Raw genomic sequence first — 25055 nt, 5'->3', positions numbered from 1 at the left:
ACCGCCACGCCCTCCGGGTACACCCCGGAGGGCGCTTCTGTGTCCGTCACCCACCGCCACCCTCCTCCACTGCTTGATAATGCTCGAAATGCGGGCCTAATATACAGCTTCGAGCATGACGCGGCATGGGGAGAGCAGATGACGCATGTGGCACGGGAGCTGGCCAGTCAGCCCGACTGCTGGCAGCGGGCGGCGGGGATGGCCGACGGGCTCGGGGGTCAGCTCCCGGCGGTCGGTGAGCGCATCGCCGTCGTCGGCTGCGGGACCTCGTACTTCATGGCTCAGGCCTACGCGGCCCTGCGCGAGGGCAGTGGCCAGGGGGAGACCGACGCCTTCGCCGCTTCGGAGTTCCCTGCCGGGCGCCGCTACGACCGGATCGTGGCGCTGAGCCGCTCCGGCACCACGACCGAGGTGCTCGGCCTGCTCGCGCAGGCGCGCGGCACCGCGCGGCGGACCGTGGTCATCGGGGATCCCGACAGCCCCATGGCTGCGCTGGCCGACGACACGGTGGTCCTGGACTTCGCCGACGAGAAGTCCGTCGTACAGACACGGTTCGCCACCTCGGCACTGACCCTTCTCCGCGCCCACCTGGGTCTGCACACCGACGCGGTCGTGGAGGACGCGCAGGTCGCGCTCGCCGAGCCGTTGCCGGCCGGTCTGGTGGAGTGCGGCCAGTTCACCTTCCTCGGACAGGGCTGGAGCGTGGGGCTCGCCAACGAGGCGGCGCTGAAGATGCGCGAGGCGGCGCTGGCCTGGACCGAGGCGTACCCGGCGATGGAGTACCGGCACGGCCCCATCAGCATCTCCACCCGCTCCACCGCCACCTGGATGCTGGGTGACGCACCGGCCGGGCTCTCCGACGAGGTCCACGCGACCGGCGCCCGCTGGGTGGCCGGCGGGCTCGACCCGCTGGCCGAGCTGGTCCGGGTGCAGCGTCTGGCCCTGGCGATCGCGGACGCCCGGGGCCTCGATCCCGACCGGCCGCGCCATCTGACGCGCTCGGTCATCCTCAGCACGGCCTGACGGTCTCCCACCCCCGGCCGACGGCCGAGCCCCCTCTTCCCGGAGTTGCCATGCCCATCACCACCACGGGCGAGCTGATCGCCGGCGCCGCAGCCCGGCGCGGCGCGGTCGCCGCGTTCAACGTCATCACCCTGGAGCACGCGGAGGCGATCGTGGAGGGCGCCGAGGCCGCGCGGGCCCCGGTGATCCTCCAGATCAGCGAGAACGCCGTCAAGTACCACGGCGGCCGGCTGCGCCCGCTGGCCCGCGCCGCCCACGAGACGGCGCGGGCGGCCGCCGTACCGGTCGCCCTCCACCTCGACCATGTCCACTCCCCCGAGCTGCTGCGCCAGGCGGCGGAGTGCGGGTTCAGCTCGGCGATGTTCGACGCCGCCCGGCTGCCGTACTCGGAGAATCTGGCGGCCACCCGGGCCGCCGTCACCTGGGCGCACGGCGAGGGTCTCTGGCTGGAGGCCGAGCTCGGCCAGGTCGGCGGAAAGAACGGGGAGGCTCCGCTGGACGCCCATGCGCCCGGTGCCCGGACGGATCCGGAAGAGGCCCTCGCCTTCGTCGCCGCCACCGGGGTCGACGCGCTGGCCGTGGCGGTCGGCACCTCGCACGCCATGACCTCGCGGGACGCCCGGATCGACCACGACCTGCTGTCCCGGCTCCGTACGACCGTGCCGGTGCCGCTGGTCCTGCACGGGTCGTCCGGCGTCGGTGACGAGGAGCTCGCCCGGGCCGTGGCCGGCGGGATCGCCAAGGTCAACATCGGTACCGCGCTGAACATCGCCATGACCGGCGCGATACGGGAACACCTCGCTCAGGACGAGCGGGGCGTCGATCCGCGCGCCTGTCTCGCCCGGGGCCGGGACGCGATGGCCAAGACGGTGACCCGGCTGATGTCCGTGCTGCTCGCGCCTGCCGCGGAAGCGGCGTAGGTGCCTGTCTCCGAACCTCGTACCGGGAGGGCGTCCGGGGAACGGTCACGGTGACCGTTCCCCGGACGGGGATCGCCGCGGCTGACGCGGCGTGGGCGAAGACGCTGTGAACGCCGTGCCGGTGGCGGCCACCGGAACTGGCCGCGGGCTCCTACGTACTGCCCCGCCTGCGGACGGGATGACCGCTCAGAGGGGGCAGTGGACGCTGCTGCCGTTGTCCTGGAGCAGGTCGTCGCGCATCCAGCCGGCGTAGCCGGTGGACAGGTTGCGGGCGTAGGTCCAAGTGGATCCGTCCTGGCCGAGGGTCCAGCAGTGGTAGTTGATGGTGTGGCTGCGGTGTGCCAGCCCCCGGCTGGCGCACGACGTGCTGGAGCCGGTGCGCATGTTGACGCCGTTCGCCTTGCCGGTCCCCTGGACGGGGTCCAGGTCGGGCGGGGTGCTGCCGCACGCGTAGTGCGCCGGGGCGGCTGTCGCGGTACCGGTCAGTGCCAGCGGGCTCAGCAGGGCGGCTGCCGCGGCGAGCGGCAGGAGGCGTGCGGTGAGGGTCATCATGGTCTGCTTCTCCCAGGTCGGCTCGATGGTCCGAACGGGCCCGCGGTGCCCGGTCACCGGAATGATGGACCCACGCCTCCGGCGCCGACAACGCGTTAAGCGACGCCTTAAACCCCGCCCGGGTTGAACCGCCGCGCCTTCAGCAAGGCCGTTCCCAAAGGGGTGATGAGGTGCAGAACGGACCCGCCCCGGCGAGTGGTGGTGATGAGATCCGCGTCCCGGAGGACCCTCGTGTGCTGGCTGGCGGCCGCCGCCGAGACTCCGAGCCGACGGGCCAACTCCGTTGTCGTGCAACCCGCCGTGGTGGCCAGGAGGGCGGCGGCCCGGGTGCGGCCCAGCAGGGATGCCAGGCCCGGAGCAGGGACGCCACCATGCTCGGCAGGCCCGCCATCGGTCAGCGGCTCACGAAGGGCGGGCACCGTCAGCCTGGGCGGCTGCGCGGTGTCGAGCGGATCCCACAGGAAGCTCACCCCCTGAGGAGAGAACACCGTCGGCGTGATGACCAGGCCCCGCCCCCGCAGATGAACCTCGGTCCGGCGCGGATACGGCGCCTCCAGCACGGGCGGGCGCCAGCGGACCTCCGGCACCCCCAGCGACCTCAGCAGCAGATCGACGCCCCCCTGGAGCACCAGGTCCGCGTAGTGGGCCGACAACGCCACCAGAGCGGACCTCCCCTGGTTCCAGAAGGGCTCGACGGCCAGCTGATGCCAGCCACGCACAGCGTCGGCGAACTCCCGCAGGGCTTCGCGGTCCCCATCACGCAGCCGCCGCGCCCAAGGCGCGTACGCGGGACGGAATTCGATGCCGTCGAACTCCCTCCGCAACCGGAGGACAGGCGTGGACAGCAGGTTGTCCACGGCATGCTCCAGATCGGGCGGATCGCCCATCAGGGCCAGCAGATCGAGCCCGGGGCCGCGCACCGGGAGCAGCGATGTGAGCGGCCTTGTGTGCGGCCCCAGCTGACTCGCGACAGCGGACCGCCACGTGCCGAACTGGGGGGAGTCACGGGAGTCCCTCAGCATTTCCACGCTGTGGTAGGTCTCCGCCGCCACCCCGACAGTTGTGGCGACGCGCGTTCGCGTCAGGTCCTCCGACGTGAAGTAGATGCGTAACATCGCGAAACCTCCCCCCACTCCGACTGCCCGCAGCACAGTTCACCACGTACGGGACTGCGGAGTGCCGATCACGTGCGTCCCGTCGGGACCAGGAACCGCCGTGCTGCTCGACGCGGCCCGGGTTCTCCCAGATCCAGGCCGTCGCAGCCGCACCGCGCATCCGGCGCACGGGACTCAGCCTGTCGTCGAACGCCGTCGCCAGGACGGGCAAGCCCTGGCCACGAGTTGCTGACGGCCTCGATGCGGCGGGAAGGGCGTGCTGCCCCTCCCCCGGCCCGTCACCCCCGCGCCGGTGTGTCCCATGCGTCCACGAGCGCCGCGAGGCTTCCCAGCACCCTGCGGCCCGGAGCCGCCGGGATCGGTGCCGCCGAGGGGACGGCCACCACCCGGCAGCCGGCCGCTTCGGCCGCCGCGACGCCGGTGGGGCTGTCCTCGACCACCAGGCAGGCGGCGGGCGGGAGGTGCAGACGCGCCGCCGCTTCGAGGTACGGGTCCGGGTGGGGCTTGGAGCGGTCCGTCTCGCCGTCCGCCACCGTCGTACGGAACACCTCGGCGCCCAGCGTCTTGAGCACCGCGTCCACGACCCGGCGCGGGGAGGCCGACACCAGGGCCGCGGGCAGGTTCTCGTCCGTCAGCCGGTCGAGCAGGTCACGGGCGCCGGGGCGCAGGTGGATGCCCGCCTCGACCGCCGCGAGGAAGGTGTCCTCCAGATCGGCCGCCAGGTGCGGACTGCTGACGGCCCGGGGACACAGGGTCCTGAGGTAGGCGGCGGTGTCGGCGCAGGTGCGGCCGAGCACTCCGGCGCCCTCCTCGTCCGTGAGGGTGCGGCCGTGGGCGGCGGCGATCTCACGGGCCGCGTCGAGCCACAGCGGTTCGGTGTCCACCAGGGTGCCGTCCATGTCGAGCAGGACGGCCCGCGGCAGCGTAGGTAGGGCGGTGCCGTCGAGGGTCCAGTGCGAGTCGGGGGCCCGGTCGAGCGCGGCGTAGGCCTGGGCCGCGACGTCCTCGTGGAGCACCGGGCGCAGGGGGCGGGCGCCCGCCGTGATGTCCGGGCCGGCGCAGGCCAGCCACGCCGTGCGTTCGGTCTCGCTGTCCCCGCCGTGGCCGCCCTCGTCCCGGTGCCCGTGGTCCGTGACGACCAGGACCGTCCAGGCCTCCTCCTCGTACGACGGGCGGGCGCGCAGGGCGGTGAGGAGGCGGCCCAGGCGGCGGTCGGCCGCCACGACGGACCGCTCGTAGGCGCTGCCGCAGCCGAGGTGGTGGGCGGTCTCGTCGGGGGCGCCGAGGTAGACGAAGGAGGCTTCGGGGTCCTCGTGGGTCAGTACGGTGACGGCGTCGCGCACGGTCGCCTCGTCCGCGTCCTCCCAGGCCCGCGGGGTGTCGGCGGCCGGAGCGTGGTGGGTGAGGCGGGTGGGATGGCGGAACATCGGGCCGCCGTCGGCCACGGTGACCAGGGGCTCCCAGGCTGCCGCGACATAGGTGCGGCGGCCGTCCTGGCGGGCCAGGCGGGTGGTGAAGTCCGGGAAGACGCCGAGGCGGTGGCCGCTGAGGTCGTTGGACCACACCGCGTGCTTGGTGACGCGCACACCGGTGGTGATCGTCGCCCAGCACGGGCCGGACATGGTGGGGGTGGACTCCGCGACCGTCACGGGGGCCAGGAATCCGGCGTCGGCGACCGTATCGAGGTGGGGAGTGGGGACACGGGCGAGGGTGTCGAGGCGTACGCCGTCGATGCCGACGACGAGCACCCGGCGGGCGCGGGGCATGGTGGTCTCCCGGGGCGATGCTGGGGGTGGTGGCAGGAATACGGGGTCAGGCCTGCTGGTGCAGGGTGCGGGGGTCCACCGCGTGGGCGAACGGCAGCCCGTGCGCGTACCGTTCGAGCTCGTCGACCGCGGCGTCGGCGAGCCGGTGGAGCTCGCCGCCCTGGGAGCCGGCGATGTGCGGGGTGAGCAGGACGTTCGGCAGGTCGTACAACGGCGAGTCGGCGGGCAGCACTTCGGGTTCCGTATGGTCGAGCACGGCGTTCAGCCGACCGGTGACCAGCTCCTTGACCAGGGCGTCGGTGTCGACCAGGGAGCCGCGTGCGGTGTTGACGAGCGTGGCGCCGTCCCGCATCAGGGCGAGGCGTCCGGCGTCGAACAGGTGGCGGGTCTGCGGGAGTTCGGGGGCGTGGATGCTGACCACGTCGCTCTGCGCGACGAGCGCGTCCAGGTAGGCCAGCTCCACGCCGAGAGCCCGCGCGCTCTCCTCGTCCAGGTACGGGTCGTGCACGAGGACGCGCAGGTCGAAGGGGCGCAGCAGCTCGGCGACGCGGCGGCCGATGCGGGAGGCACCGACGAGGCCGACCGTGCGGCGGTAGTTGCCGATCCCGGGGAACTCCGTGAGCAGGTCGACCCGGGTGCGTGACTCCCGGTAGACGCGGGCGCTCTCCAGGACGTGCTTGTTGGCGAGGAGGATCGCCGCGACCGTGTACTCGGCGACCGGGAGGGCGTTGGCCGCGGCGGCCGTGGAGACGGTGATGCCGCGGTCCCAGACGTCCTGGGTGATGTGGTGCTTGACCGAGCCCGCCGCGTGCACGACGGTCCGCAGCCGGGGCATGGCGCTGAGGGCGGCCGCGTCCAGGGGCGGGCAGCCCCAGCCGGTGAAGAGGGCTTCGGCGTCCCGCAGCGCGGCGCGCTGGGCGGGGGCGTCGGCGCCGAAGTCGGTGACGAGCAGGGCGGGCTCCAGATCGGCGACCCGGGCGAGGCGCTCCAGTGCCGCCGGGCGGAGGATCGCGTCGCGGGTCTCGCCGCTCATCGCCAGGACGGTACGGGGGCGGGTGCGCGGCCGGCTGGACGAGGGGGCGGGGCGGCTCACTTGACGGCTCCTGCGGTGAGGCCCGAGCGCCAGAAGCGCTGCAGGCAGAGGAAGGCGGCGATCAGCGGGACGACGGCCACCAGGGAGCCGATGATGACCAGCGGGTACAGCTCCGGCTGCTGGTAGACGTTCTGGTTCCACATGAACAGGCCCAGGTTGACGGGGTAGAGCCGCTCGTCGTTGAGCATCATCAGCGCGCCGTAGAAGTTGTTCCAGCCGGCGGTGAAGGAGAACAGGAAGATGGTCACGAAGCCGGGTGCGAGCATCGGCAGGGCGACCTCGGTGAAGGTCCTGAGCTCCCCCGCACCGTCGACCCGGGCCGCTTCCAGGACTTCGCCGGGTACGTACCCCTCGGAGAAGACCCGGGCCAGGTAGACGCCGAACGGGTTGACGAGGCTGGGGATCAGCACGGCCCAGTAGGTGTCGACGAGGCCGAGCCGCGAGGCCATCAGGTACAGCGGGAGCTGGACGACGGTGGAGGGGATCAGGACGCCGACCAGGACGACGCCGAACAGCTTCTCCTTGCCCCGGAAGACGTACTTGTCGAAGGCGTAGCCGCAGGCCACCGAGACCAGGGTGGAGGCGGCGGCCGCGACGACGGTGTAGAGGAGGCTGTTGAGCAGCCAGCGGCCGTACAGCCCGTCGTTGTAGGCGAACAGGGCGTCCAGGTTGGCCAGCAGGTGGAAGTCGCCGAGGCTGAAGGGGTTGGTGGCGAACAGGTCGCGGTAGTTCTTGGTGGCGGCGATGAGCAGCCAGGTCAGCGGCATGAGGGTGTAGACGGCTACGACGGCGAGTACGCCGTTGACCAGGACCCGTGAGGTGAGTCCCCGGCCGCCCCGGGAGCGCGGGGCGGCGGACGATCGGCGTCCGGCCTCGGCGGGAGGCTCGGGGGCGGGTGGTGCGTCGGGGGTGGCTGTCTGGGTGCTCATGAGGCCTTCCACCGGTTGCCGAGCTTGGTGACGACGAAGGACAGCAGGCCGGCGACGAGGGCGAGCAGCAGGGAGCTCGCGGCGGCCAGGCCGTAGTCGTGGCCCTTGAAGGCCGCGGTGTAGATGAACATGGTCGGTGACCAGTCCTCGCCCATGGTGTTGGCGCGGAGCTGGACGAGTTTGGGAGCGTCGAAGAGCTGGATGGCGCCGACGCAGGTGAACAGGAGGGTCAGGACGACGGTGGGCCGGATCATGGGTACCTTGACCTGGAGGGCGGTGCGCAGGGCGCCCGAGCCGTCGACGGTGGCGGCCTCCAGGACCTCACGCGGGACCGCCTGTAGCCCGGCATAGAAGATGATCATGTTGTAGCCGGTCCACTGCCAGGCGGAGATGTTGACGACCGAGTAGATCGCCTCGTCCTGGCCGAAGAAGTTCCAGTTCGCGCCGAGCGCGTCGAGGACGTCGGTGACCGGGCTGAGGCCCGGGGTGTACAGGTAGAGCCAGATGAGCGAGGCGATCAGGCCGGGCACCGCGTGCGGCAGGAAGTAGGCGATCTGGAAGAAGCGGCGGGCCCGGGCCATGGCCGAGTCGACGAGCAGGGCGAGGATGAGCGCGCCGCCGACCATGGCGGGGATGTACAGCGCGCAGTAGAGCGCGATGTGGGCGAAGGAGCGGAGGAACGCCTCGTTGCCGAGGGCCTCGGTGAAGTTGCCGAATCCGGCGAAGACCCGCTCGGTGCCACCGAAGCCGAGTCCGGAGGACTCCTCGCGGAAGAGGCTCATCCAGGCCGCGTAGAACATCGGCAGGACGGTGACGGCGGTGAAGAGGGCGAAGAACGGCACCATGAACAGGGCCACGGCCCGGCGCTGTCCGCGCCGCGCGCCCGGGCCGCCCGACGCGCGGGGCCTTCCTGGCCCGGCGGGGCCGTCCGAGGGCCGCGCGGCCTGAGGTGCCGGGGTCTTGGCCGGCCGGGTGAGTGGGGTTGCCACCTGGTGCTCCTTCGGCGGGATGGGCGGGAGGGGAGGGTGTGCCCGGGGCGGGGCGGTGGAGGCCGTTCGTCGCCGGACCCCGGGGCGGGACGGTAGGGGCCGTTCGTCGCCGGACCCCGGGGCGGGACGGTAGGGGCCGTTCGTCGCCGGACCCCGGGGCGGGACGGTAGGGGCCGTTCGTCGCCGGACCCCGGGGCGGGACGGTAGGGGCCGTTCGTCGCCGGACCCCCTTGCGCCCCGCCGGCCGGGCGCGGGCTACGGAGCGAGCTTCAGGCCGCGGTCGGTGACCGCGCTCTCGCCCTTCGCCTGTCCGGCGCTCAGCATCTTGGTGTGGTCTCCCCCGGCGGGCATCTGCGCCGAGGTGACCTGCTGCTGGACCGGGCCCCAGGTCCAGCCGGGCACGATGGTGTCGGCCGCCTCGCCCGCGAGCCGGTAGACGTCCTGGTCGCCGAAGTAGGAGCTGTCGAACTCCTTGGCGGCCGCGGCCCGCATGGACTCGTTGGCGGGCAGGGCGCTGCTGGGGGTCTTGAGGGAGCTCAGGCGCGCGGTCATCGCCCGGGGGTCGGTGGTGACCCACTTGATGAACTCGGCCGCGGCGTCGGTGTGCTCGCTGCCCTTGGGGACGATGTAGGAGGTGCCGCCGTACATGCCGGTGCTCGGTGTGCCGTCCCAGGTCGGGAGCGGGGCTATGCCCCAGTGGCCCTTGCTGTCGGGGTAGCTGACGGGGAAGTTCCCCGCGCTCCAGGCGGCGCCGATGATGGTGGCGACCTTGCCGGTGGCGCGCTCCTTGGTCTCGCCCTCACCCCAGAGCGGGGTCCTGGAGGCGAGGCCGTCCTCAAGGAGGCCGTCCCAGTAGGCGGCGACCTTCCGCGACGCGGGGTCGTCGATGTCCACCTTCCAGGCGTCGTCCTTCGTGCCGTACCACTGGGCGCCGGCCTGCCAGGCGAGACCGGAGAGCAGGGCGGGGTCGCCGCCGCCGAAGTTGGTGATGGTGAGGTCCGGGTCGCCCTGGTGGATCTTCTCCGCGGCCGTCCGGTACTCGGCCCAGGTCGTGGGGACCTCGACGCCGTACTTCGTGAAGAGGTCCTTGCGGTAGTAGAGCTGGATGGGCGTCACGTCGAAGGGGACGGCCCAGGTGGAGCCGCCGAGGTCGACCAACGACTGGACGGCCTCGGGGAACTCCTTCTTCACCAGCTCGCCGGAGCTGGGGGTGAGGTCCTCCAGGTTGCCCTCGCTGGCGTACTCGGGGAGGGCGGAGTAGTCCATGGTGGCGATGTCGGGGGCGTTGCCGCCCTTGACCGCGTTGGAGAGCTTGGTGACCCCCTCGGGACCCGCCGGGACGAGCGAGAACTTCACCTTGATGTCCGGGTGCGTCTTGTTGAACGCGTCGGCCGTCTCCTTGGCGCCCGCGGTGGCCGACCAGAAGGTGAGCGTGACGGGCTTGCCGTCACCGGCGCCCGACGCGTCCGAGTCCGGGCCGCCGCCGCAAGCGGTGACGACCAGGGTCAGCGAAGCGGCGGACGCGGCGAGGGCGAGGCGGGTGGTGCGGTGCGTACAGGGCATGGACCGGCTCCTACGGGACCTCGAACTGCGGGAGATGAGGCGAACGGCACACATCATTTTGCGCAGAACCGATCACCGTCAAGACCAAACGACCAATTCAATCGAATCGATCATCGGATGATGTGCGCGCGGAGCGGTCGCACGGCGGGGGGGAGCACGTGAAAAGCCGTACCCACAGGGCCTGTTGACCCGGGGCACGGCCGGTGCGGCAGTGCGTCACGTCGGCGGGAGCCGCGTCCCGTCAGGCGCGGGCGGCCGCTCCGCACGAGACCCGGACCCGCAGCGTGGGCAGGATGTCGAGGTGGCGACGGGCGGCGGGGCCCGTCTCGGGCACGCCCAGCCGGGAGAGCAGGAGCCTGGCCGCCGCCGCGCCGACGCCGCGCTTGTCCGGCGCCACGGCGGTGAGCGGCAGGTCGGCCAGGCTCGCCACCTCGTCGTCGTACGTGATCACCGCGAGGTCCTCCGGCACCCGCACGCCCCGGGCCTGGAGGCGCGGGACGAGCACGATCGCGTCCGCGTCGCTGTGCACGATGGCGGCGGTGACGTTGCCGCTCGCCACCCCCTGGCACAGGTGCTCCAGCGTCCGCTCGAAGCGGTCGGCCTCCGAGCGGGACGGCGCGTCCCGCTCGGAGGGGCCGGCGACCGGGCTCAGCCCCAGGGCGGCGACGGCGGCCGCGTAACCAGCCCTGAGGCGGGGGGCGGTGGGGCTCTCCTGCACGGCGAGCGCGATGGACCGGTGGCCGAGACCGGCCAGGTGCGCGACGGCCTCCGCGGCGCCGTGGGCGTGGTCGGAGCGCACCCGGTCCAGGCCGGCCGCCGGATGGCCGAGCGGGGCCCAGCGCTCCACCAGGACGACCGGCATCTCCTGCTCGGCCACCCACAGCCCCTCCCCCGGCCCCGGGTGGCCCCGCTCCCAGCTCGGTGTCAGGAGCAGGCCGTCGGCGCCGGTGGAGAGCAGGCGGCGGGCCTGGGCGGCGTCCTCGTCGGGGAGGTACCGGGAGAGCCCGATGGTCAGGCGCGCGCCAGCGGCCTCCACCGCCTCGCGGGCGCCGCGCACGACGTCCGCGTAGTAGTACTCGGTGGTCGGGACGACCATGCCCACCACCAGGCCCTCGGCGGAGGGAGCGGCGGGGGCCGGCCGGGGCGCCCCGGAGGGCCAGACCACCGCACCGTGCAGCCGCTCCACCAGCCCCTGGGCCGCGAGCGTCTCGACGTCCCTGCGCAGGGTGACCGCGGACATGCCGAGCTCCTCGGCGAGTTCGGCGACGCGGAGGCTGCCGCGTTCCCGGACGAGCTGGAGCACCCGCTCGTGGCGCTGGTCGACGTGGAGTCGCATGGATCCCCCTGGTCTCGAAAGACGGCTGTGGCGGCGGGCCGGCGGCGCGGGACCGGGTCCCGTGGCCTCCGCCCGCACCCCTCAACCATATCGATCGCATCCGCTCGAAACGATCCCACTGGCGGCTTCGCCTCGGCCATCCAGAGGCGCGGGGAGTCAGGCCGGTTCGCCCGGATCAGCGACATACACCTCCCCCGAACCGATCAACACGATCAATTCGGCCACAGTTATTGAGCGGGTCGCCGGGCGACTGTTAGAAAGTGCCTGCCCGCTCAGAACAGTCGGATCCAGGGATCCGGTCAACGCTCGGCGCACCGGTTCCGCCGGAAACGAGAACACGCGACTCGGAGCTCACCCATGACATCTGCCTGGTCCCGCCGCACGTTCCTCACCACCTCCGCCGTACTCGCCGCCGCGGGCGGCAGCGTTCTCGCGCCGGCCGCACCCCGCGCCGCGGCCGAGGACGATCCGTACGCCGCGCTGCGCGCCACCTGGAGCGCCCTGATCCTCGGCGAGGGGTTCAGTCCGACCGCCGAGCCCTTCTGGAGCCGGCTGGCCACGCTGGGCAGCCAGGCCCGTGGGTGGCTGGACACCATGGCTCCGGCGGACGGGTCGCTGTGGCCGGACGCCGTGTTCGCGGACCCCGATCCCGACACCGACCCGGAGTCGTACGGTTTCTCGGCGAAGATGGCGGACAGTTTCATCCGCCTGAACACGATGGCCCAGGCCTACCGGCAGCAGGGCACCGGGCTGACCGGGAACGCCGCTCTGCGCGACGCCGTGGTCGCCGGTCTGGACCACCTCGACAGCCGGGTCTACCAGGCCGGGAAGACGCGGTACGGGAACTGGTACAGCTGGCAGATCGGCGCGCCCCAGGCGCTGCTGGACGTGTGTGTGCTGATGTACGACGTCCTGACCCCGGAGCGGCTGGGGCGCTACTGCGCCGCTGTCGACCACTTCGTACCGGACTCCGCCGTCGCCTCGTACACCGGCACGAGCACCGGGGCCAACCGGGTCGACCTGTGCCGGGTGCTGGCCCTGCGCGGGGTCGTCGGAGGGACAGCGGCCAAGATCGCCCTGGCCCGGGACGCCCTCTCCCCCGTCTTCCCGTTGGTCACCAAAAGCGACGGCCTCTACGCCGACGGCTCGTTCATCCAGCACACCACCGTGCCCTACACCGGCAGTTACGGATCGGTGATGCTCGGCGGGCTCGGGCTGCTGTTCGCGCTGCTCAAGGGGACGGCGTGGGAGGTGACCGACCCGAAGCGGCAGGTGGTGTTCGACGCCGTGGAGAACGCCTGGGCGCCGTTCCTCTACAACGGGCTCGTCATGGACTCCGTCGCGGGCCGCGCCATCAGCCGCGGCGAGGTCGACGACCACCGGCGCGGCCACCCGATCCTCGCCTCCATCGCGCTGCTCGGCCGGGGCGCCTCCGCCGCCGAGAACGCCCGGTGGCGTGCGCTCGTCAAGGGCTGGGCCCAGCGCGACCACTACAGCCCGCCGTTGGGCAACCCCTCGCTCCAGCTCCCCGCCCTGGCCCGCCTCAAGTCCGTCCTGGACGACACCTCGCTCGCCCCGGTCCCCGAGCCGGAGGGGCACCGCCTCTTCCCCGACATGGCCCGGGCCACCCACCGCCGCCCCGGCTGGGCCGCCGCCCTGAGCATGGCCGACCGGCGGATCACCTACTACGAGACCGGGAACGGCGAGAATCTGCGCGGCTGGCACACCGGTTCGGGGATGCTCTACTGGTGGGGCGACACCTTCGCCAACGGCCAGTACAGCGACGCCTTCTGGCCGACCGTCGACCCGTACCGGCTGCCCGGCACCACGGCCTCGCGCAAGCCGCTGGCCGACGGGGCGGGCGGCGACTGGGGCGCGGCGCTCCCCGATGTGAACTGGGTCGGCGGGGTCACCGACAAGAAGCGGGCCGCCGTCGGGCAGTACCTCAAGGGGCTCGGCGGCACGCTGCTGGCGAAGAAGTCGTGGTTCTTCCTCGACGACACGGTGGTCTGTCTCGGCGCGGGTATCCGCTGCCAGGACGGGGCGGCCGTGGAGACCACCGTCGACAACCGCAACCTGGGGCCGGTGGGGAACGCCCCGTTCACCGTCGACGGCTCGGCGAAGCCCGTCACCCGCCCGTGGTCGGCGACCCTGACGGGCGCGTCCTGGGCCCATCTCGGCGGGCACGGCGGATACGTCTTCCCCGGCGGGGCGACCGTCAAGGCGCTGCGCGAGAACCGGTCCGGGCGGTGGCGCGACATCAACACCGCAGGCTCCCCGGACACGGTGTCGCGCACCTACCTCACCCTCTGGGTCGACCACGGCCGGAACCCGGCCGGCGGCGGTTACGCCTACCAGCTGCTGCCCGGGGCCTCGGAGCAGCGGACCGCCGCCCGGGCCTCCGACCCCGGCTGGTTGCGCGTGCTCGCCAACACCGATGACCAGCAGGGGGTTTCGGTCCCCTCGCTCGGGCTCACCGCTGTCAACTTCTGGTTCGCCGGGAGCGTGGGACCGCTCGACGCGGACGCCCCCTGCTCCGTGATGGTCACCGAGCACGCGGACGGCACCGCCACCGTCTGTGTCGGCGCCCCCAAGCGGGCGCGGACCGGCCTGACCGTCACCTGGGACAGGGCCGTCTCCTCCGTCGTCTCGAAGCCGTTAACCGTGACGACGGCGACCACCGGAGCGTCCCTGCGCCTGGTGTTCGGGGACCTCTCCGGTACGCGCGGGGCGACGCAGACCGTGCGGGTGCGTCTGGCCTGACCGGCGGGGGCGGGGACACCGGCGGCCGGGCACGACGGAACGAGGGACGCGGCCATGACACACCGACCCCCTGGAGGTGGCGGGCTACCGGCCGCGGTGGGGCGAGGAGGTCTCGCCGCGGATCGCCGGGCGCCGGGCTCGTAGACTCGCCGGCATGACCCAGCAGCAGATAGCTCCGGCCCTCGTTCCCGCGTTCGCGCCCAGCGGCACGCTGCGCGCGTCGATCAATCTCGGCAATCCGATCCTGGCCGGCCGGGACCCGGCGAGCGGCGACCTCGTCGGGGTGTCGGTCGATCTCGCATACGCGTTCGGCCGGCGGCTCGGGGTGCCCGTCGAACTCGTGGTGTTCGAGAGGGCGGCGGCCTCGGTGGAAGCGGTGAAGGCCGAGCAGGCGGACATCGGGTTCTTCGCGGTGGACCCCGCGCGGGACGAGGGATTGCTGTTCACCGCTCCCTATGTGCTGATCGAGGGCAGTTACCTCGTACCCGAGTCGTCCGCGCTGACCGAGAACGGCCAGGTGGGCCGTGAGGGGACGCGCATCTCGGTCGGTTCGGGCAGCGCCGACGACCTCTTCCTCACGCGCGCGATCGACCACGCCCGGATCGTACGGCTGCGGGGTGCCGCAGCGGCGCTCGCGGCCGCGCGGGCGGGAGAGGTGGAAGTGGCCGCCGGGATCCGCCAGTTGCTGGAGGCCGAGGCCCGGCGCGCTCCCGGCGTACGGGTGCTGCCGGGACGCTTCATGGTGATCCAGCAGGCCATGGGCATCCCGGACGGCCGCGGTACCGCCGCACAGGAGGTGCTGGCGTCCTTCGTGGAGGAGATGAAGGGAAGTGGTTTCGTCGCCGAAGCGCTGGAGCGCCACGGCATCGAGGGCGCCCGCGTGGCACCGGCCGCGCAGCTCCCGGTCTGACCTGGGCCGACCGGCTCACCGGCTCCCGGTCCGACCTGGGCCGACCGGCTCACCGGCTCCCGGTCCGACCGGCTCCCCGACCGGCCTGAGCCGCTCAGCTGCCCGCCGTCCCGTTCCCCTCGTGCCCCTCCAGCTCCTCGCCGAGCAGACGACGGGCCTTCTCCCGCAGGCGCTGCCGGTGCTCGGGGTCGGTCGCCCGGTCGGCGGCGCGGCCGAGCTCCTCGGCGCGTTCACGGGTGCGACGGGTTCGTTCCGGCGGGGTGTCGGGCAGGTCCATGGGGATCTCCTCCGTCGTGGTTCCTCCGTCGGCAACAGGGGGTGCGTGCGCGACCGGAGCCTCAGCGTCACCGGAGACCGGCCGGATCGCATCTCGTACGGTCACGTACGGTGAAACCCGCCGTTCGGGGGCCCACCGGACGGCGGGCCCCCGCATGCGCCGCTCAGTCCAGCGGACCGCGCAGCGCTGTGGAGTCGCTCCGCCAGGCGGCGAGGAGGCGGGCCGCGAGGCGGTCCTCCAGCAGCCCGGTGGCCTCGATGCCAAAGGCGATGTCGGCCTCCAGGTGCGGCTCGTCGGCGAGCAGGCCGCCGATGACGTCCCGGCGTACCACCTGCTCGTGCACCGCGTCGGCCTCCACGTGCTCGTCGTAGAACCGCTGGGCGGCCGGCCCCGCGCCGACACGCTTCAGTGCCCCGGCGAGCCGGCGCGAACCGGGTGACGAAGTGATCTCGACGGCGGCGAAGTGGCCGATGAGAGCGCCCCGGAGGGACCGGTGCAGCCCGAACAGGGACATCAGGTTGACGGTGGCCAGTACGTCGGCGGGCGCGGCGTCGAGGTAGTGCCCGTAGGCCGTCTCAAGGGACAGGTCCGCCAGCAGGTCGGCGTACAGACGGGCATGGATGTCCGCCTCCCGTCCGGCGCCGAACTCGTCGAACTCCACCGCCACCATCGCGGCCTTGGCCCGGCCGTACAGCCGGGGAAGCACCCAGGCGTGCGGGTCGGCTTCCTTCAGGTGGTAGAGCGAGCGCAGGGCGGCGTACTCGCGCAGGTGCCAGAGCTCACCGTCGTCCCGCAGGAAGTGGCTGACGCTGTGGCCGTCGTCACCGACCGGCTCGACGAGCAGGCCGGCCAGGGCCGACTCCAGGTTCCCGTCCGTACGCGCACCCGCGCGGAGGGCGGCGAGGAAGGGTTCCTCCAGGGAGCGGCGCAGTCCGAGCAGGCCGGGGTCCCATTCGCGTTCCTCGTCCACGTCCGCGAAGCCCTGGTAGTGCATTTCGTACAGGACGTAGAGGGCGAGCTGGAGGTCCTCACCGAAGGAATCCGCGTCGCCGACCGCGGGGGCCCGGTGGTTCCCGCCGGTACGCAGGGCGGCGATGACCCCGGCCGACAGCGGTCCGCGCGGATCGGGCAGCGGGGGGCTACGGCGCCTGGGCTCACGGTAGGAGAGTACGGCGGACATCAGGCGGCTCCATCGGTCTGGGCTCCATCGGTCTGGTGGGTCCTCGCGGTTCCGTCGCCGGTCGCGCGCTCGGGATCGGCCTGCGTCTCCGGCTTCACACGGCGGCGGTGGCTGGTGTCGCACCACGGGTAGGTACGGGTCTTGCGGCAGGTGCAGATCGCGGCGGCGAAGCGGCGCGAGGTGTACAGGGTGCCGTCGTCGCCGACCACCTCGACGGGCCCCTCCACCAGGAGGGGTCCGTCGGCGCCGAGCGTGACGCGCGCGGGGCGGCCGGGTCGGTCAGGGTTGCTCGGCACGGATGACCACCAGCTTCTCCTCGTCGGTGTGCTGGTCCAGCAGGCCCCGGCCCCGCAGCCAGGAGAGCCGCGAGAGCAGGACGGGGCCGAACGGCACGCTCGCCGTGTCGCTCACCGCGGCCCGCAGCCCGCCGTCGGCAAGGCGCCGCAGGGTCGCCTCCGTGCCGGTGAGGTCGGAGTGGACCATGAGCAGGACGCCTCCGCTGCGCAGGAGGTACGGGGCCGCGTCGCAGATGCGGTCCACCACCGCCCGCCCGTCGTGCCCCGCGTCCCAGGCGCGGGCGCTGCCACGGCGGGGCGGCGGGCCGAGCGGCGAGGGGACGTAGGGCGGGTTGCTGAGGACCAGGTCGTACGTCCGTCCCGGTACCGGGTCCGCCAGGTCACCGCGGTGGACGGCCACCCGCTGCCGGGCGAGCAGCGCGTTCAGGCGGGCGGTGAGCACCGCCCGGCGGCCGACGTCCACGGCGGTCACGTTCGCCCCCCGGCGGGCGGCGGCCACCGCGAGGAGGCCGCTGCCGGTGCCGAGGTCGATCACGTCGGAACCGGGGCGGACGGTCTCGCGGGCCAGCGCCCTCAGCAGCAGGTGCGTGTCGTGCTGGGGGGCGTAGACACCGGGCAGGGTGCGCACACCCAGCCTCTGGCTGGTGGTCAGCGTGGGAACGGCAGCGGTCACGGGTACCTCCTGCACGCGTCGGACGCGTGGATCGTGGGTCATGCCACCCATCAAGGCTCCGCTCGTTCGGTCGGGGGCGCCAATCGTGAGTTCGCACAGCGTGACCGGTTTCTCCGGCCCGGCCGTTCCAGCGAGTGCCCCTGCGTGATCTTTTCAAGCCTGCGAAATTCTGTCGGCGGCCGGCGGGCCGCCGACGTGACACGCCTGACAGGGCGGGGCCCCGTACACCGGTGTACGGGGCCCCGCCCTGTCAGGCGTGTCACGTGCGTCAGCGCCGGCGCGAGGCACCGCCGCGCAGGCCGGAACCGACGCCGGCCACGTGCAGGGCGAGCAGCGTCAGGCCGATGAGCATGATGTTCGTCGAAGCGAAGACGTCGTTCGTCGAGATGTCCGCTGCGTTGATCAGGAAGGCGATGAAGAACAGCACTGCCGCGGCTATACCGAGCATGGGGGTGGTTCCCTTCCGAGTGTGTGAGTGAAGTGAGGGGCGTGTGCCCGTGAATCGCGGAGTTAGACAGCCGGATGACGCTCCGGGGGCGTGAATGCGGTGAATCAGTGACCCGTTCGCCATCCCGCGCGCTCTGCCGGGGCCGCGACGACGCGCTGGCGGGGAACCGTTGGGTGTTCGCGGACAAACGTGGGCACCGGTGTCCTGACCGCTCCCGCCTCCGCCGCCCCCAGCGCCCTGGTCGCCGCGCGGGCCCAGCAGTCCGGGGCCGCGTCGGCCGCCGCCCCGATTCTGGCGGCCGGCGGGTCCTCCTGGGGCTTCGAGGAGTCCTGGGTCCGCTACGTCACGGGCGCGGGCGGCTCGGTGGACGTGGGCGGCGGCGCGACCAAGGGTGCCGCCGGGCTGATCGGCTACCCCGTCAAGCACGGTTCGGTGGACGGCGCCAAGCGCTCCGCCGATGTGCGCTTCGGCGGTTCGGTCACCTACGCGGTGCCCGGCCACAACATCACCGCCATCACCCTCGCCAACCCCCGGGTCGTCCTGAAGAACGGCCAGGGCACGCTGCACATGGACGTGACGACCGATCTGGTCGCCGACCAGGACCCGGTCACCACGACCGGTGTGCCGCTCGCCTCGCTGGAGGCGTCCGCCGGCGCCCTGGACGGGAGCTCCCTCGACTGGTCCGGCATAACGACCGCCCTCACCAGCCAGGGTGCGGAGATCTTCGCCTTCCAGGGCCGGCCCATGTACCCGGTCGGCACGGTACTGGACCCCCTCTCGGTCAGCGGCCGCGTCAGCGTCCCCACCCTCACGGTCAGCCAGGTCACCGGGCTGGGCGCCGAGACCGAGGTCACCGTCGTCGGCACGGGCTACCAACCCGGACGCGGGGTGTACCTGACGCAGTCCATCGCCCTGCCCGGCACCACGTACCCGAGCGTCTACGGCAACGCGGCCTGGGTCCGCCAGGTCGGCAGCGACGGCAGCTTCACCCTGAAGGCGAAGCTCACCGAGACGTTCACCCCCAACGGCGCCCCCGCCGTCGACTGCCGTACCACCGCCTGCTTCCTCACCACCTTCAACTCGCACGACGGCAGCGACCCCACCTGGATGCCCTCGCGCGCCCAGGACGTCGCCCAGCCGCTCACGTTCGGCATCGCCGTCCCCGCCGCCGTCGTGACGCAGCAGCCCGCTTCGCGCACCGTCCGCTCGGGCGCCCCCGCCGTCTTCACGGCCGCCGCGACCGGCGCCGACTCGGTCCGCTGGGAGCGCAGCACCGACCGGGGCGCGACCTGGAGCACCGTCCCGGGCGCCACCGCCGCCACCCTGTCGGTGACGGCCACAGCCGCACTCGACGGCCACCGCTACCGCGCCGTGTTCGTCAACGTGTCCGGTGAGACGGCCACCTCGTCCGCCACGCTCACCGTGTCCGCCGTGCCGGCCCGGATCACCGCCTTCAATGCCTCACCCGAGCCGGTCGCCAAGGGCAGCAAGCTGAAGGTGGCCGGCACGCTCCAGACCGCCGGCGCCACGGACAACACCTGGCGCCCGCTGCCCAAGGCGTCCGTCGTGATCGAGTTCCAGGCGAAGGGCGGCAACTCCTGGGGCAAGGCCGCCACGGTCACCACCGACAGCAAGGGCGCCGTCGCCACCTCGGTCACCGCCACCAAGGACGGCACCTGGCGCGCCCGTTACGCGGGGACCGCCGACCGCGCCGCGGCCGTCAGCTCATCGGACCAGGTGGACGTCAAGCTGCGCACCTCCATCTCCGGCTTCAACGCCTCCCCGGAGCCGGTCCGCAAGGGCCGCACCATCACGGCCAAGGGCACCCTGCGCAGCCTGGACGACACCTGGAAGAGCACCTCCGGCCAGACGGTGACCATCCTGTTCAAGGCCAACGGCGCCGGCAAGTGGAGCAAGCTCGCCACCGTGCGCACCAACGGCAAGGGTCTGTTCACCAAGGGCTTCACCGCCAAGAAGGACGGCACCTGGAAGGCCGAATTCAAGGCCACCTCCGCCCGCCTGGGCACCACCAGCTCCGGCGACCACGTCGACGTACGCTGACCCGTATCGGCCCGTACACCCCCCGACGGCCGGTCACCGCGGGCAACTCGCCCGCGGTGACCGGCCGTCCGGCCGTTCGCCGCCCCGCGCCGCCGCTCCCGTACGAAGGCCGGTGGCGCGCTCCCCCGCCCGCGTAGGCCGAACGGGCGGGGTGGCGCTCCCCGGCCTGTCTCTGCGGGTGTTTCGCCGCCGGGAGCGTGCCGCTGTCGTGATCGTCTCTGACCACCGCTCCTTCCCCGCGCCGCCAACCTCGCCCGATCAGTCCTGTCGCATCGCATCCGAACGGGGTACGAGTCCGGAAGGGGTGACGAATGGTTCGCCGCCCCCCTGACCGGAAGGACGTGAGATGGCCCGTACCGAGGCCGTGGAACACTCCTTCGCCGCCTGCGTGCTCCCGACGGGGCCCGGTCCGTCGGGGGCCGGTGCCGTCGACGCGGACGTGGTCGGCGCCGTCCTGCGTACCGCGCGGGCCGTGCTCGCGGAACGGGTCGCCCAGGCGTCGGAGATCGACGCCTCCTTCTCCGGCGACCTGGCCGGGCGGGTCGCCGACTTCACGCTGGACGGGGGCAAGCGCATGCGCCCCCGCCTTCTGTGGTGGGGGATGCGCGCCTGCGGTGCGGCGGACGCCGGGTCCACCGTCGCCGCGCTGCGGCTGGGGGTGGCGCTGGAGCTCATCCAGACCTGCGCGCTGGTCCACGACGACGTGATGGACCGCTCTCGGCTGCGCCGGGGTAAGCCCGCCGTCCACATCGCCCTCGCCGGCCGGGCGGGCCTCTCGCCGGACTCGGAGCGGGGTTCGGCGTTCGGTACCTCCGCCGGCGTGCTGGCCGGGGACCTCGCCCTGGTCTGGGCCGACGACACCGTCGCGGAGACGGCGCTGCCGGCCCCGGTACGCAGGCGGATCCGGACCATCTGGCGCTCCATGCGGACCGAGATGGTCGCCGGCCAGTACCTGGACCTCCACGGCCAGGCCACCGGGGGCTCGTCGGCGGCGCGGGCGATACGGACCGCCTGCCTCAAGAGCGCCCTGTACTCCGTCGAGCGCCCCCTGGCGATCGGGGCCGCCCTGGCCGACGCCGACGAACGCACCACGGCCGCACTGCGCTCGGCCGGCCGGTGCGCGGGCATCGCCTTCCAGCTCCGGGACGACCTGCTCGGCGTCTTCGGCGACCCGGCGCGGACGGGGAAGCCCTCCGGCGACGACATCCGGGAGGGCAAGCCGACCTATCTCCTCGCCGTCGCCCGTACGCGGGCCGAGGCCGCGGGAGACGAAGGGGCGCTGGCCCTCCTCACCCGCGCCACGGGGAACGCCGACCTCACCGAGGAGGACCTCGCGGACGTACGCGGTGTCTTCGAGGCGACGGGGGCGCGCGCCCATGTGGAGCGGAAGGCGGAGCGCCTGAGCGACCAGGCCGTACGCCGGCTGCGCGCGGCCGTCGACGTGGACGGGCACGGCGGCCGTCAGCTGCTCGGGCTGCTGCGCACGGTCTCCGGGGTCGAGTCCGGCCACGCCCCGGCGGCGGACGACGGCACACACGGGCGTGACGAAGGGACGGCGCAATCCCGGGTCCTGACCGCGGCAGAAGGAGGAGTCACCAGGTGATCACGGTCAAGGGGCCCGTCGACCATGTGGTCGTGGTCGGCGCCGGTCTGGCGGGGCTGGCCGCCACGCTCCACCTCCTCGGCGCGGGCCGCCGGGTCACCGTGGTCGAGCGGGAGTCAGTGCCCGGGGGACGGGCCGGGCTGCTGGAATCGGGCGGGTACCGCATCGACACCGGCCCGACCGTGCTGACCATGCCGGACCTGGTGGAGGAGGCGTTCGCCGCGGTCGGGGACGAGATGGCCGACCGGCTGGAGCTGATCGGGCTGGACCCCGCCTACCGGGCACGGTTCGCTGACGGGACCCAGCTCGACGTGCACACCGACGGGGCCGCGATGGAGGCCGCCGTCGAGCAGTTCGCGGGGGCCCGGCAGGCGGTGGGCTACCGGCGGCTGCGGATCTGGCTGGAGCGCCTGTACCGGGTGCAGATGCGCCGTTTCATCGACGCCAACTTCGACTCCCCCTTCCAGCTCGCCCACCCCGATCTCGCGCGGCTGGCCGCCCTCGGAGGGTTCGGCCGGCTCGACGCGCGGATCGGGCACTTCGTCTCGGACGAACGGCTGCGCCGGGTCTTCTCGTTCCAGGCCCTGTACGCGGGCGTCCCGCCGGCCCGGGCGCTCGCCGCGTACGCCGTCATCGCCTACATGGACACGGTGGCCGGGGTGTACTTCCCCAAGGGCGGGATGCACGCGCTGCCCCGGGCGATGGCGGACTCGGCCGCCGAGGCGGGCGCCGCCTTCCGTTACGGCCGGACCGTGACCCGGCTGGAGCGTTCGGGTGAACGGGTCACCGCCGTCGTCACCGACCAGGAGCGCATCCCCTGCGACGCGGTGGTCCTGACCCCGGATCTCCCCGTCGCCTACCGGCTGCTCGGCCGCGCCCCCCACCGGTCCCGCCCGCTGCGCCACTCCCCGTCCGCGGTGATCCTGCACGCGGGAACGGACCGCACCTGGCCGGATCTGGCCCACCACACCATCTCGTTCGGCGCGGCCTGGAAGAGCACCTTCCACGAACTCACCCGCACCGGGCGACTGATGTCGGACCCCTCGCTCCTGATCACCCGGCCCACCGCGACCGACCCCTCCCTCGCCCCGCCGGGCAAGCACCTCCACTACGTGCTCGCGCCCTGCCCCAACACCGAGGTCGGGCCGGGTGTACGGGAGTGGCGGGAGCTGGGGCCCCGCTACCGGGACGAGCTGCTGGCAGAGCTGGAGCGCCGTGAGATGCCCGGTCTGGGCGCGGCGATCGAGGAGGAGGGGCTCGTCACGCCGGTCGACTGGACCGCGCAGGGGCATGCGGCGGGCACCCCGTTCTCCGTGGCCCACACATTCCCCCAGACCGGTCCGTTCCGCCCGCGCAACCTGGTGCGTGGCACGGTCAACGCCGTCCTCGCGGGGTGCGGCACCACGCCCGGCGTCGGCGTGCCGACCGTCCTGATCTCCGGGAAGCTGGCGGCTCAGCGGATCACCGGCCTCCGCCCCGTTCCGCACCCCGCCCCGAGAGGTACCTCCGCATGACCGCCCGTGAACTGGACGCCGCAGGTATCCACGAACCCGCCCTCCGCACCGCGTACACGCGCTGCCGCGGCCTCAACGCGCGCCATGGGAAGACGTACTTCCTGGCGACGCGGCTGCTTCCCGTCGACCGGCGCCCGGCCGTCCACGCCCTGTACGGATTCGCCCGCTGGGCCGACGACATCGTGGACGACCTCGACAGCACGGCCACCCCCCCGGAGCGCGCCGGCGCCCTGCTCGCCCTGGAGGCCCAGCTGGAAGAGGGGCTGCGGCGGGGCCGGGCCACCGAGCCGGTGATCCGCGCGCTCGCGGACACGGCGGGCCGGTACGGCATCGCCCACCGGCACTTCACGGATTTCCTGGCCTCCATGCGCAGCGATCTGACGGTCGGCGGATACGCCTCGTACGAGGAGCTCGGCCGGTACATGCACGGCTCGGCCGCGGTGATCGGTCTGCAGATGCTGCCGGTGCTCGGGACGGTGGGGCCGCGCGAGGAGGCCGCTCCGCACGCGGCCGCGCTCGGCGTCGCCTTCCAGCTGACCAACTTCCTGCGGGACGTGGGCGAGGACCTGGACCGGGGCCGGCTCTACCTGCCGTCCGAGCTGCTGGCCGCGTACGGGGTGGACCGGGAGCGTTTCGAGTGGAGCCGCAGGACGGGGGCGCGGGACGCGCGGATCACCGATGTCCTGCGGGCCGCCGCGTCCCACAACCGGGCCGTCTACCGGGACGCCCTGCCGGGGATCGCCATGCTCGCCCCGGTGTCGCGGCCCTGCGTCCGTACGGCGTTCGTGCTGTACAGCGGCATTCTCGACGCGATCGAGGCCGACGGGTACGCCGTCCTGCACCGCCGGGCGGTCGTGCCGCGCCGGCGCCGGGCAGCCGTGGCGCTGGACGGGCTGGTACGGGCGGTCGCCGTACGCGCGGTGAGCCGGCGCGCGGAGGGGGCGGCCGAGGCGGTCCGCGCCCCGGGCCCGTCCCGGCCACGGGTGGTCGGCGGGGCGCGCGCCGTGCGGGAGGAGGCGGTATGAGCCCGGCGGCTGGAGGCCCCCGACGCGTTCCGCTGCGGCTGCGCCGGACGCCGGTCCCGTGGGAGCGGCAGGAACCGACGTGGCGGGACGCGAAACCGTCGCTGATCGCGCAGGCCCTCAAGCGGGCGCAGAGCCGGCCGTCCGGCAACTGGTACGTCATCGGCGCCTCGCGCGTCCTGCCTCCCGGGCGGACCCTCGGCGTCACGGTCGGCTCCACCGAGGTGGTCGCGTGGCGGGACGGCGAGGGGAAGCTCCGCACCGGCCCGGGGGCGTGCCCGCACCTGGGGGCGCCGCTGCGCGACAGCCCCGTCCGCTGCGGCACGCTGGTCTGCCACTGGCACGGGCTGGCCCTGGACGGCGGGCCGTTCGCCGGGTGGGAGCCCTACCCGGCCTTCGACGACGGGGTCCTGCTGTGGGTGCGGCTCGACCGGATGGGCGGCGAGACCCCTTCGGAGCGGCCGTACGTCCCGGTCCGGCCCCGGGTCCGGGATGCCGTGGAGGCGGTGTACTCGGGCGTCGGCCGCTGCGAGCCCGAGGACGTGGTGGCCAACCGCCTGGACCCGTGGCACGGGGCGTGGTTCCACCCGTACTCCTTCGTGGACCTGACGGTGACCGGAACGCCGGCCGACGCCACGGCGGACGAGGACGGGTTCCTGGTCGACGTGTCCTTCAAAGTGGCCGGGCGGCTGGTGGTCCCGGTGCGGGCGCGGTTCACGGCGCCCGAGCCCCGTACGGTCGTGATGCACATCGTCGAGGGCGAGGGGTCGGGGTCCGTGGTGGAGACGCACGCCACTCCCCTGGCTCCGGACGAGCGGGGGCGGCCCCGCACCGCCGTGACGGAGGCGCTGGTCGCGGCGTCGGGCCGCCGGGGATTCGCCGTGGCCCGGGCCGCCGCACCGCTGCTGCGCCCGCTGATGCGCGCCTCGGCCGGCCGGTTGTGGCGGGACGACCTGGCGTACGCGGAGCGGCGCTGGGAGCTGCGCGACAGCGGGCGTTTCCCGGGCTGAGTCCCGCGACGC

General features: G+C 73.3%; 22 protein-coding genes. 9 read left to right on the top strand and 13 right to left on the bottom strand.

The window, feature by feature from the left end; genetic code table 11:
- Positions 1–138: 138 nt before the first annotated feature.
- Entirely contained in the window at positions 139–1023 is an 885-nt protein-coding gene (locus tag ACIQAK_RS19485; protein WP_366389033.1) for an SIS domain-containing protein, read from the top strand.
- A 50-nt stretch (positions 1024–1073) separates the two neighbouring features.
- Positions 1074–1943 (top strand): class II fructose-bisphosphate aldolase, encoded by an 870-nt coding sequence (locus ACIQAK_RS19480; protein WP_366389034.1) that lies wholly within the window; start codon positions 1074–1076, stop codon positions 1941–1943.
- Between the two features lie 186 nt (positions 1944–2129).
- Here the strand turns inward: ACIQAK_RS19480 and ACIQAK_RS19475 are convergent, their stop codons facing one another.
- From ACIQAK_RS19475 to ACIQAK_RS19440, 8 genes are all read right to left on the bottom strand, one after another.
- Entirely contained in the window at positions 2130–2552 is a 423-nt protein-coding gene (locus ACIQAK_RS19475) for an SH3 domain-containing protein (protein ID WP_366389035.1), read from the bottom strand.
- Between the two features lie 50 nt (positions 2553–2602).
- Complete coding sequence (locus ACIQAK_RS19470) at positions 2603–3415, bottom strand: ArsR/SmtB family transcription factor (RefSeq protein WP_401848494.1); 813 nt, start codon at positions 3413–3415, stop codon at positions 2603–2605.
- Between the two features lie 473 nt (positions 3416–3888).
- Positions 3889–5376, bottom strand: coding sequence for an HAD-IA family hydrolase (locus ACIQAK_RS19465; protein ID WP_366389037.1), 1488 nt, complete (start codon positions 5374–5376; stop codon positions 3889–3891).
- Positions 5377–5422: 46 nt separating this feature from the next.
- A complete protein-coding gene (locus ACIQAK_RS19460) occupies positions 5423–6409 on the bottom strand; it encodes a hydroxyacid dehydrogenase (protein WP_366389346.1) in 987 nt (328 codons plus the stop codon).
- A 56-nt stretch (positions 6410–6465) separates the two neighbouring features.
- On the bottom strand, positions 6466–7398 hold the full coding sequence (locus tag ACIQAK_RS19455; protein WP_366389038.1) for a carbohydrate ABC transporter permease: 933 nt from the start codon (positions 7396–7398) through the stop codon (positions 6466–6468).
- Positions 7395–8387 carry a sugar ABC transporter permease gene (locus ACIQAK_RS19450; protein WP_366389039.1) on the bottom strand — a complete coding sequence of 331 codons (993 nt, stop codon included), beginning with the start codon at positions 8385–8387 and terminating at the stop codon, positions 7395–7397. The genes ACIQAK_RS19455 and ACIQAK_RS19450 overlap by 4 nt, the downstream gene beginning before the upstream one ends.
- Before the next feature lie 255 nt (positions 8388–8642).
- A complete protein-coding gene (locus ACIQAK_RS19445; RefSeq protein WP_366389040.1) occupies positions 8643–9950 on the bottom strand; it encodes a sugar ABC transporter substrate-binding protein in 1308 nt (435 codons plus the stop codon).
- A 241-nt stretch (positions 9951–10191) separates the two neighbouring features.
- A complete protein-coding gene (locus ACIQAK_RS19440) occupies positions 10192–11286 on the bottom strand; it encodes a substrate-binding domain-containing protein (RefSeq protein WP_366389041.1) in 1095 nt (364 codons plus the stop codon).
- Positions 11287–11643: 357 nt separating this feature from the next.
- Here ACIQAK_RS19440 and ACIQAK_RS19435 point away from each other — a divergent pair, with 357 nt between their 5' ends.
- Positions 11644–14049 carry a polysaccharide lyase 8 family protein gene (locus tag ACIQAK_RS19435; protein ID WP_366389042.1) on the top strand — a complete coding sequence of 802 codons (2406 nt, stop codon included), beginning with the start codon at positions 11644–11646 and terminating at the stop codon, positions 14047–14049.
- A gap of 154 nt (positions 14050–14203) precedes the next feature.
- Entirely contained in the window at positions 14204–14959 is a 756-nt protein-coding gene (locus ACIQAK_RS19430) for a transporter substrate-binding domain-containing protein (RefSeq protein WP_366389043.1), read from the top strand.
- 94 nt (positions 14960–15053) lie between these two features.
- Here the strand turns inward: ACIQAK_RS19430 and ACIQAK_RS19425 are convergent, their stop codons facing one another.
- The 5 genes from ACIQAK_RS19425 to ACIQAK_RS19405 all read right to left on the bottom strand — a co-directional run bounded on the left by ACIQAK_RS19425 (position 15054) and on the right by ACIQAK_RS19405 (position 17833).
- Entirely contained in the window at positions 15054–15236 is a 183-nt protein-coding gene (locus ACIQAK_RS19425) for a DUF6381 family protein (RefSeq protein WP_366389044.1), read from the bottom strand.
- Positions 15237–15399: 163 nt separating this feature from the next.
- Complete coding sequence (locus tag ACIQAK_RS19420; protein ID WP_366389045.1) at positions 15400–16416, bottom strand: iron-containing redox enzyme family protein; 1017 nt, start codon at positions 16414–16416, stop codon at positions 15400–15402.
- Positions 16416–16712 carry a CDGSH iron-sulfur domain-containing protein gene (locus ACIQAK_RS19415; RefSeq protein ID WP_366389046.1) on the bottom strand — a complete coding sequence of 99 codons (297 nt, stop codon included), beginning with the start codon at positions 16710–16712 and terminating at the stop codon, positions 16416–16418. Before ACIQAK_RS19415 ends, ACIQAK_RS19420 begins: the two co-directional genes overlap by 1 nt.
- Positions 16696–17427, bottom strand: coding sequence for a HemK2/MTQ2 family protein methyltransferase (locus ACIQAK_RS19410; protein ID WP_366389047.1), 732 nt, complete (start codon positions 17425–17427; stop codon positions 16696–16698). Before ACIQAK_RS19410 ends, ACIQAK_RS19415 begins: the two co-directional genes overlap by 17 nt.
- 226 nt (positions 17428–17653) lie before the next feature.
- Entirely contained in the window at positions 17654–17833 is a 180-nt protein-coding gene (locus ACIQAK_RS19405; RefSeq protein ID WP_366389048.1) for a hypothetical protein, read from the bottom strand.
- A 189-nt stretch (positions 17834–18022) separates the two neighbouring features.
- Here ACIQAK_RS19405 and ACIQAK_RS19400 point away from each other — a divergent pair, with 189 nt between their 5' ends.
- The 5 genes from ACIQAK_RS19400 (at position 18023) to ACIQAK_RS19380 (ending at position 25043) form a co-directional block, all read left to right on the top strand.
- Positions 18023–19894: an HtaA domain-containing protein gene (locus tag ACIQAK_RS19400; protein ID WP_366389049.1), complete on the top strand. Its 1872-nt coding sequence runs from the start codon at positions 18023–18025 to the stop codon at positions 19892–19894.
- A 346-nt stretch (positions 19895–20240) separates the two neighbouring features.
- The gene (locus tag ACIQAK_RS19395) at positions 20241–21497 is read left to right on the top strand and encodes a polyprenyl synthetase family protein (RefSeq protein ID WP_366389050.1); all 1257 of its coding nucleotides are present in this window, start codon (positions 20241–20243) and stop codon (positions 21495–21497) included.
- Positions 21494–23011 carry a phytoene desaturase gene (locus ACIQAK_RS19390; RefSeq protein ID WP_366389051.1) on the top strand — a complete coding sequence of 506 codons (1518 nt, stop codon included), beginning with the start codon at positions 21494–21496 and terminating at the stop codon, positions 23009–23011. Before ACIQAK_RS19395 ends, ACIQAK_RS19390 begins: the two co-directional genes overlap by 4 nt.
- The gene (locus ACIQAK_RS19385; protein WP_366389052.1) at positions 23008–24036 is read left to right on the top strand and encodes a phytoene/squalene synthase family protein; all 1029 of its coding nucleotides are present in this window, start codon (positions 23008–23010) and stop codon (positions 24034–24036) included. The genes ACIQAK_RS19390 and ACIQAK_RS19385 overlap by 4 nt, the downstream gene beginning before the upstream one ends.
- Positions 24033–25043 carry a DUF5914 domain-containing protein gene (locus ACIQAK_RS19380; RefSeq protein WP_366389053.1) on the top strand — a complete coding sequence of 337 codons (1011 nt, stop codon included), beginning with the start codon at positions 24033–24035 and terminating at the stop codon, positions 25041–25043. Before ACIQAK_RS19385 ends, ACIQAK_RS19380 begins: the two co-directional genes overlap by 4 nt.
- Positions 25044–25055 lie beyond the last annotated feature (12 nt).

The organism is Streptomyces sp. NPDC088706 (genome assembly GCF_044752765.1).
Taxonomy (GTDB): Bacteria; Actinomycetota; Actinomycetes; order Streptomycetales; family Streptomycetaceae; genus Streptomyces.
The sequence above is the reverse complement of the archived record's forward strand: the minus strand, read 5'-3'. Positions and strand labels throughout refer to the sequence as shown.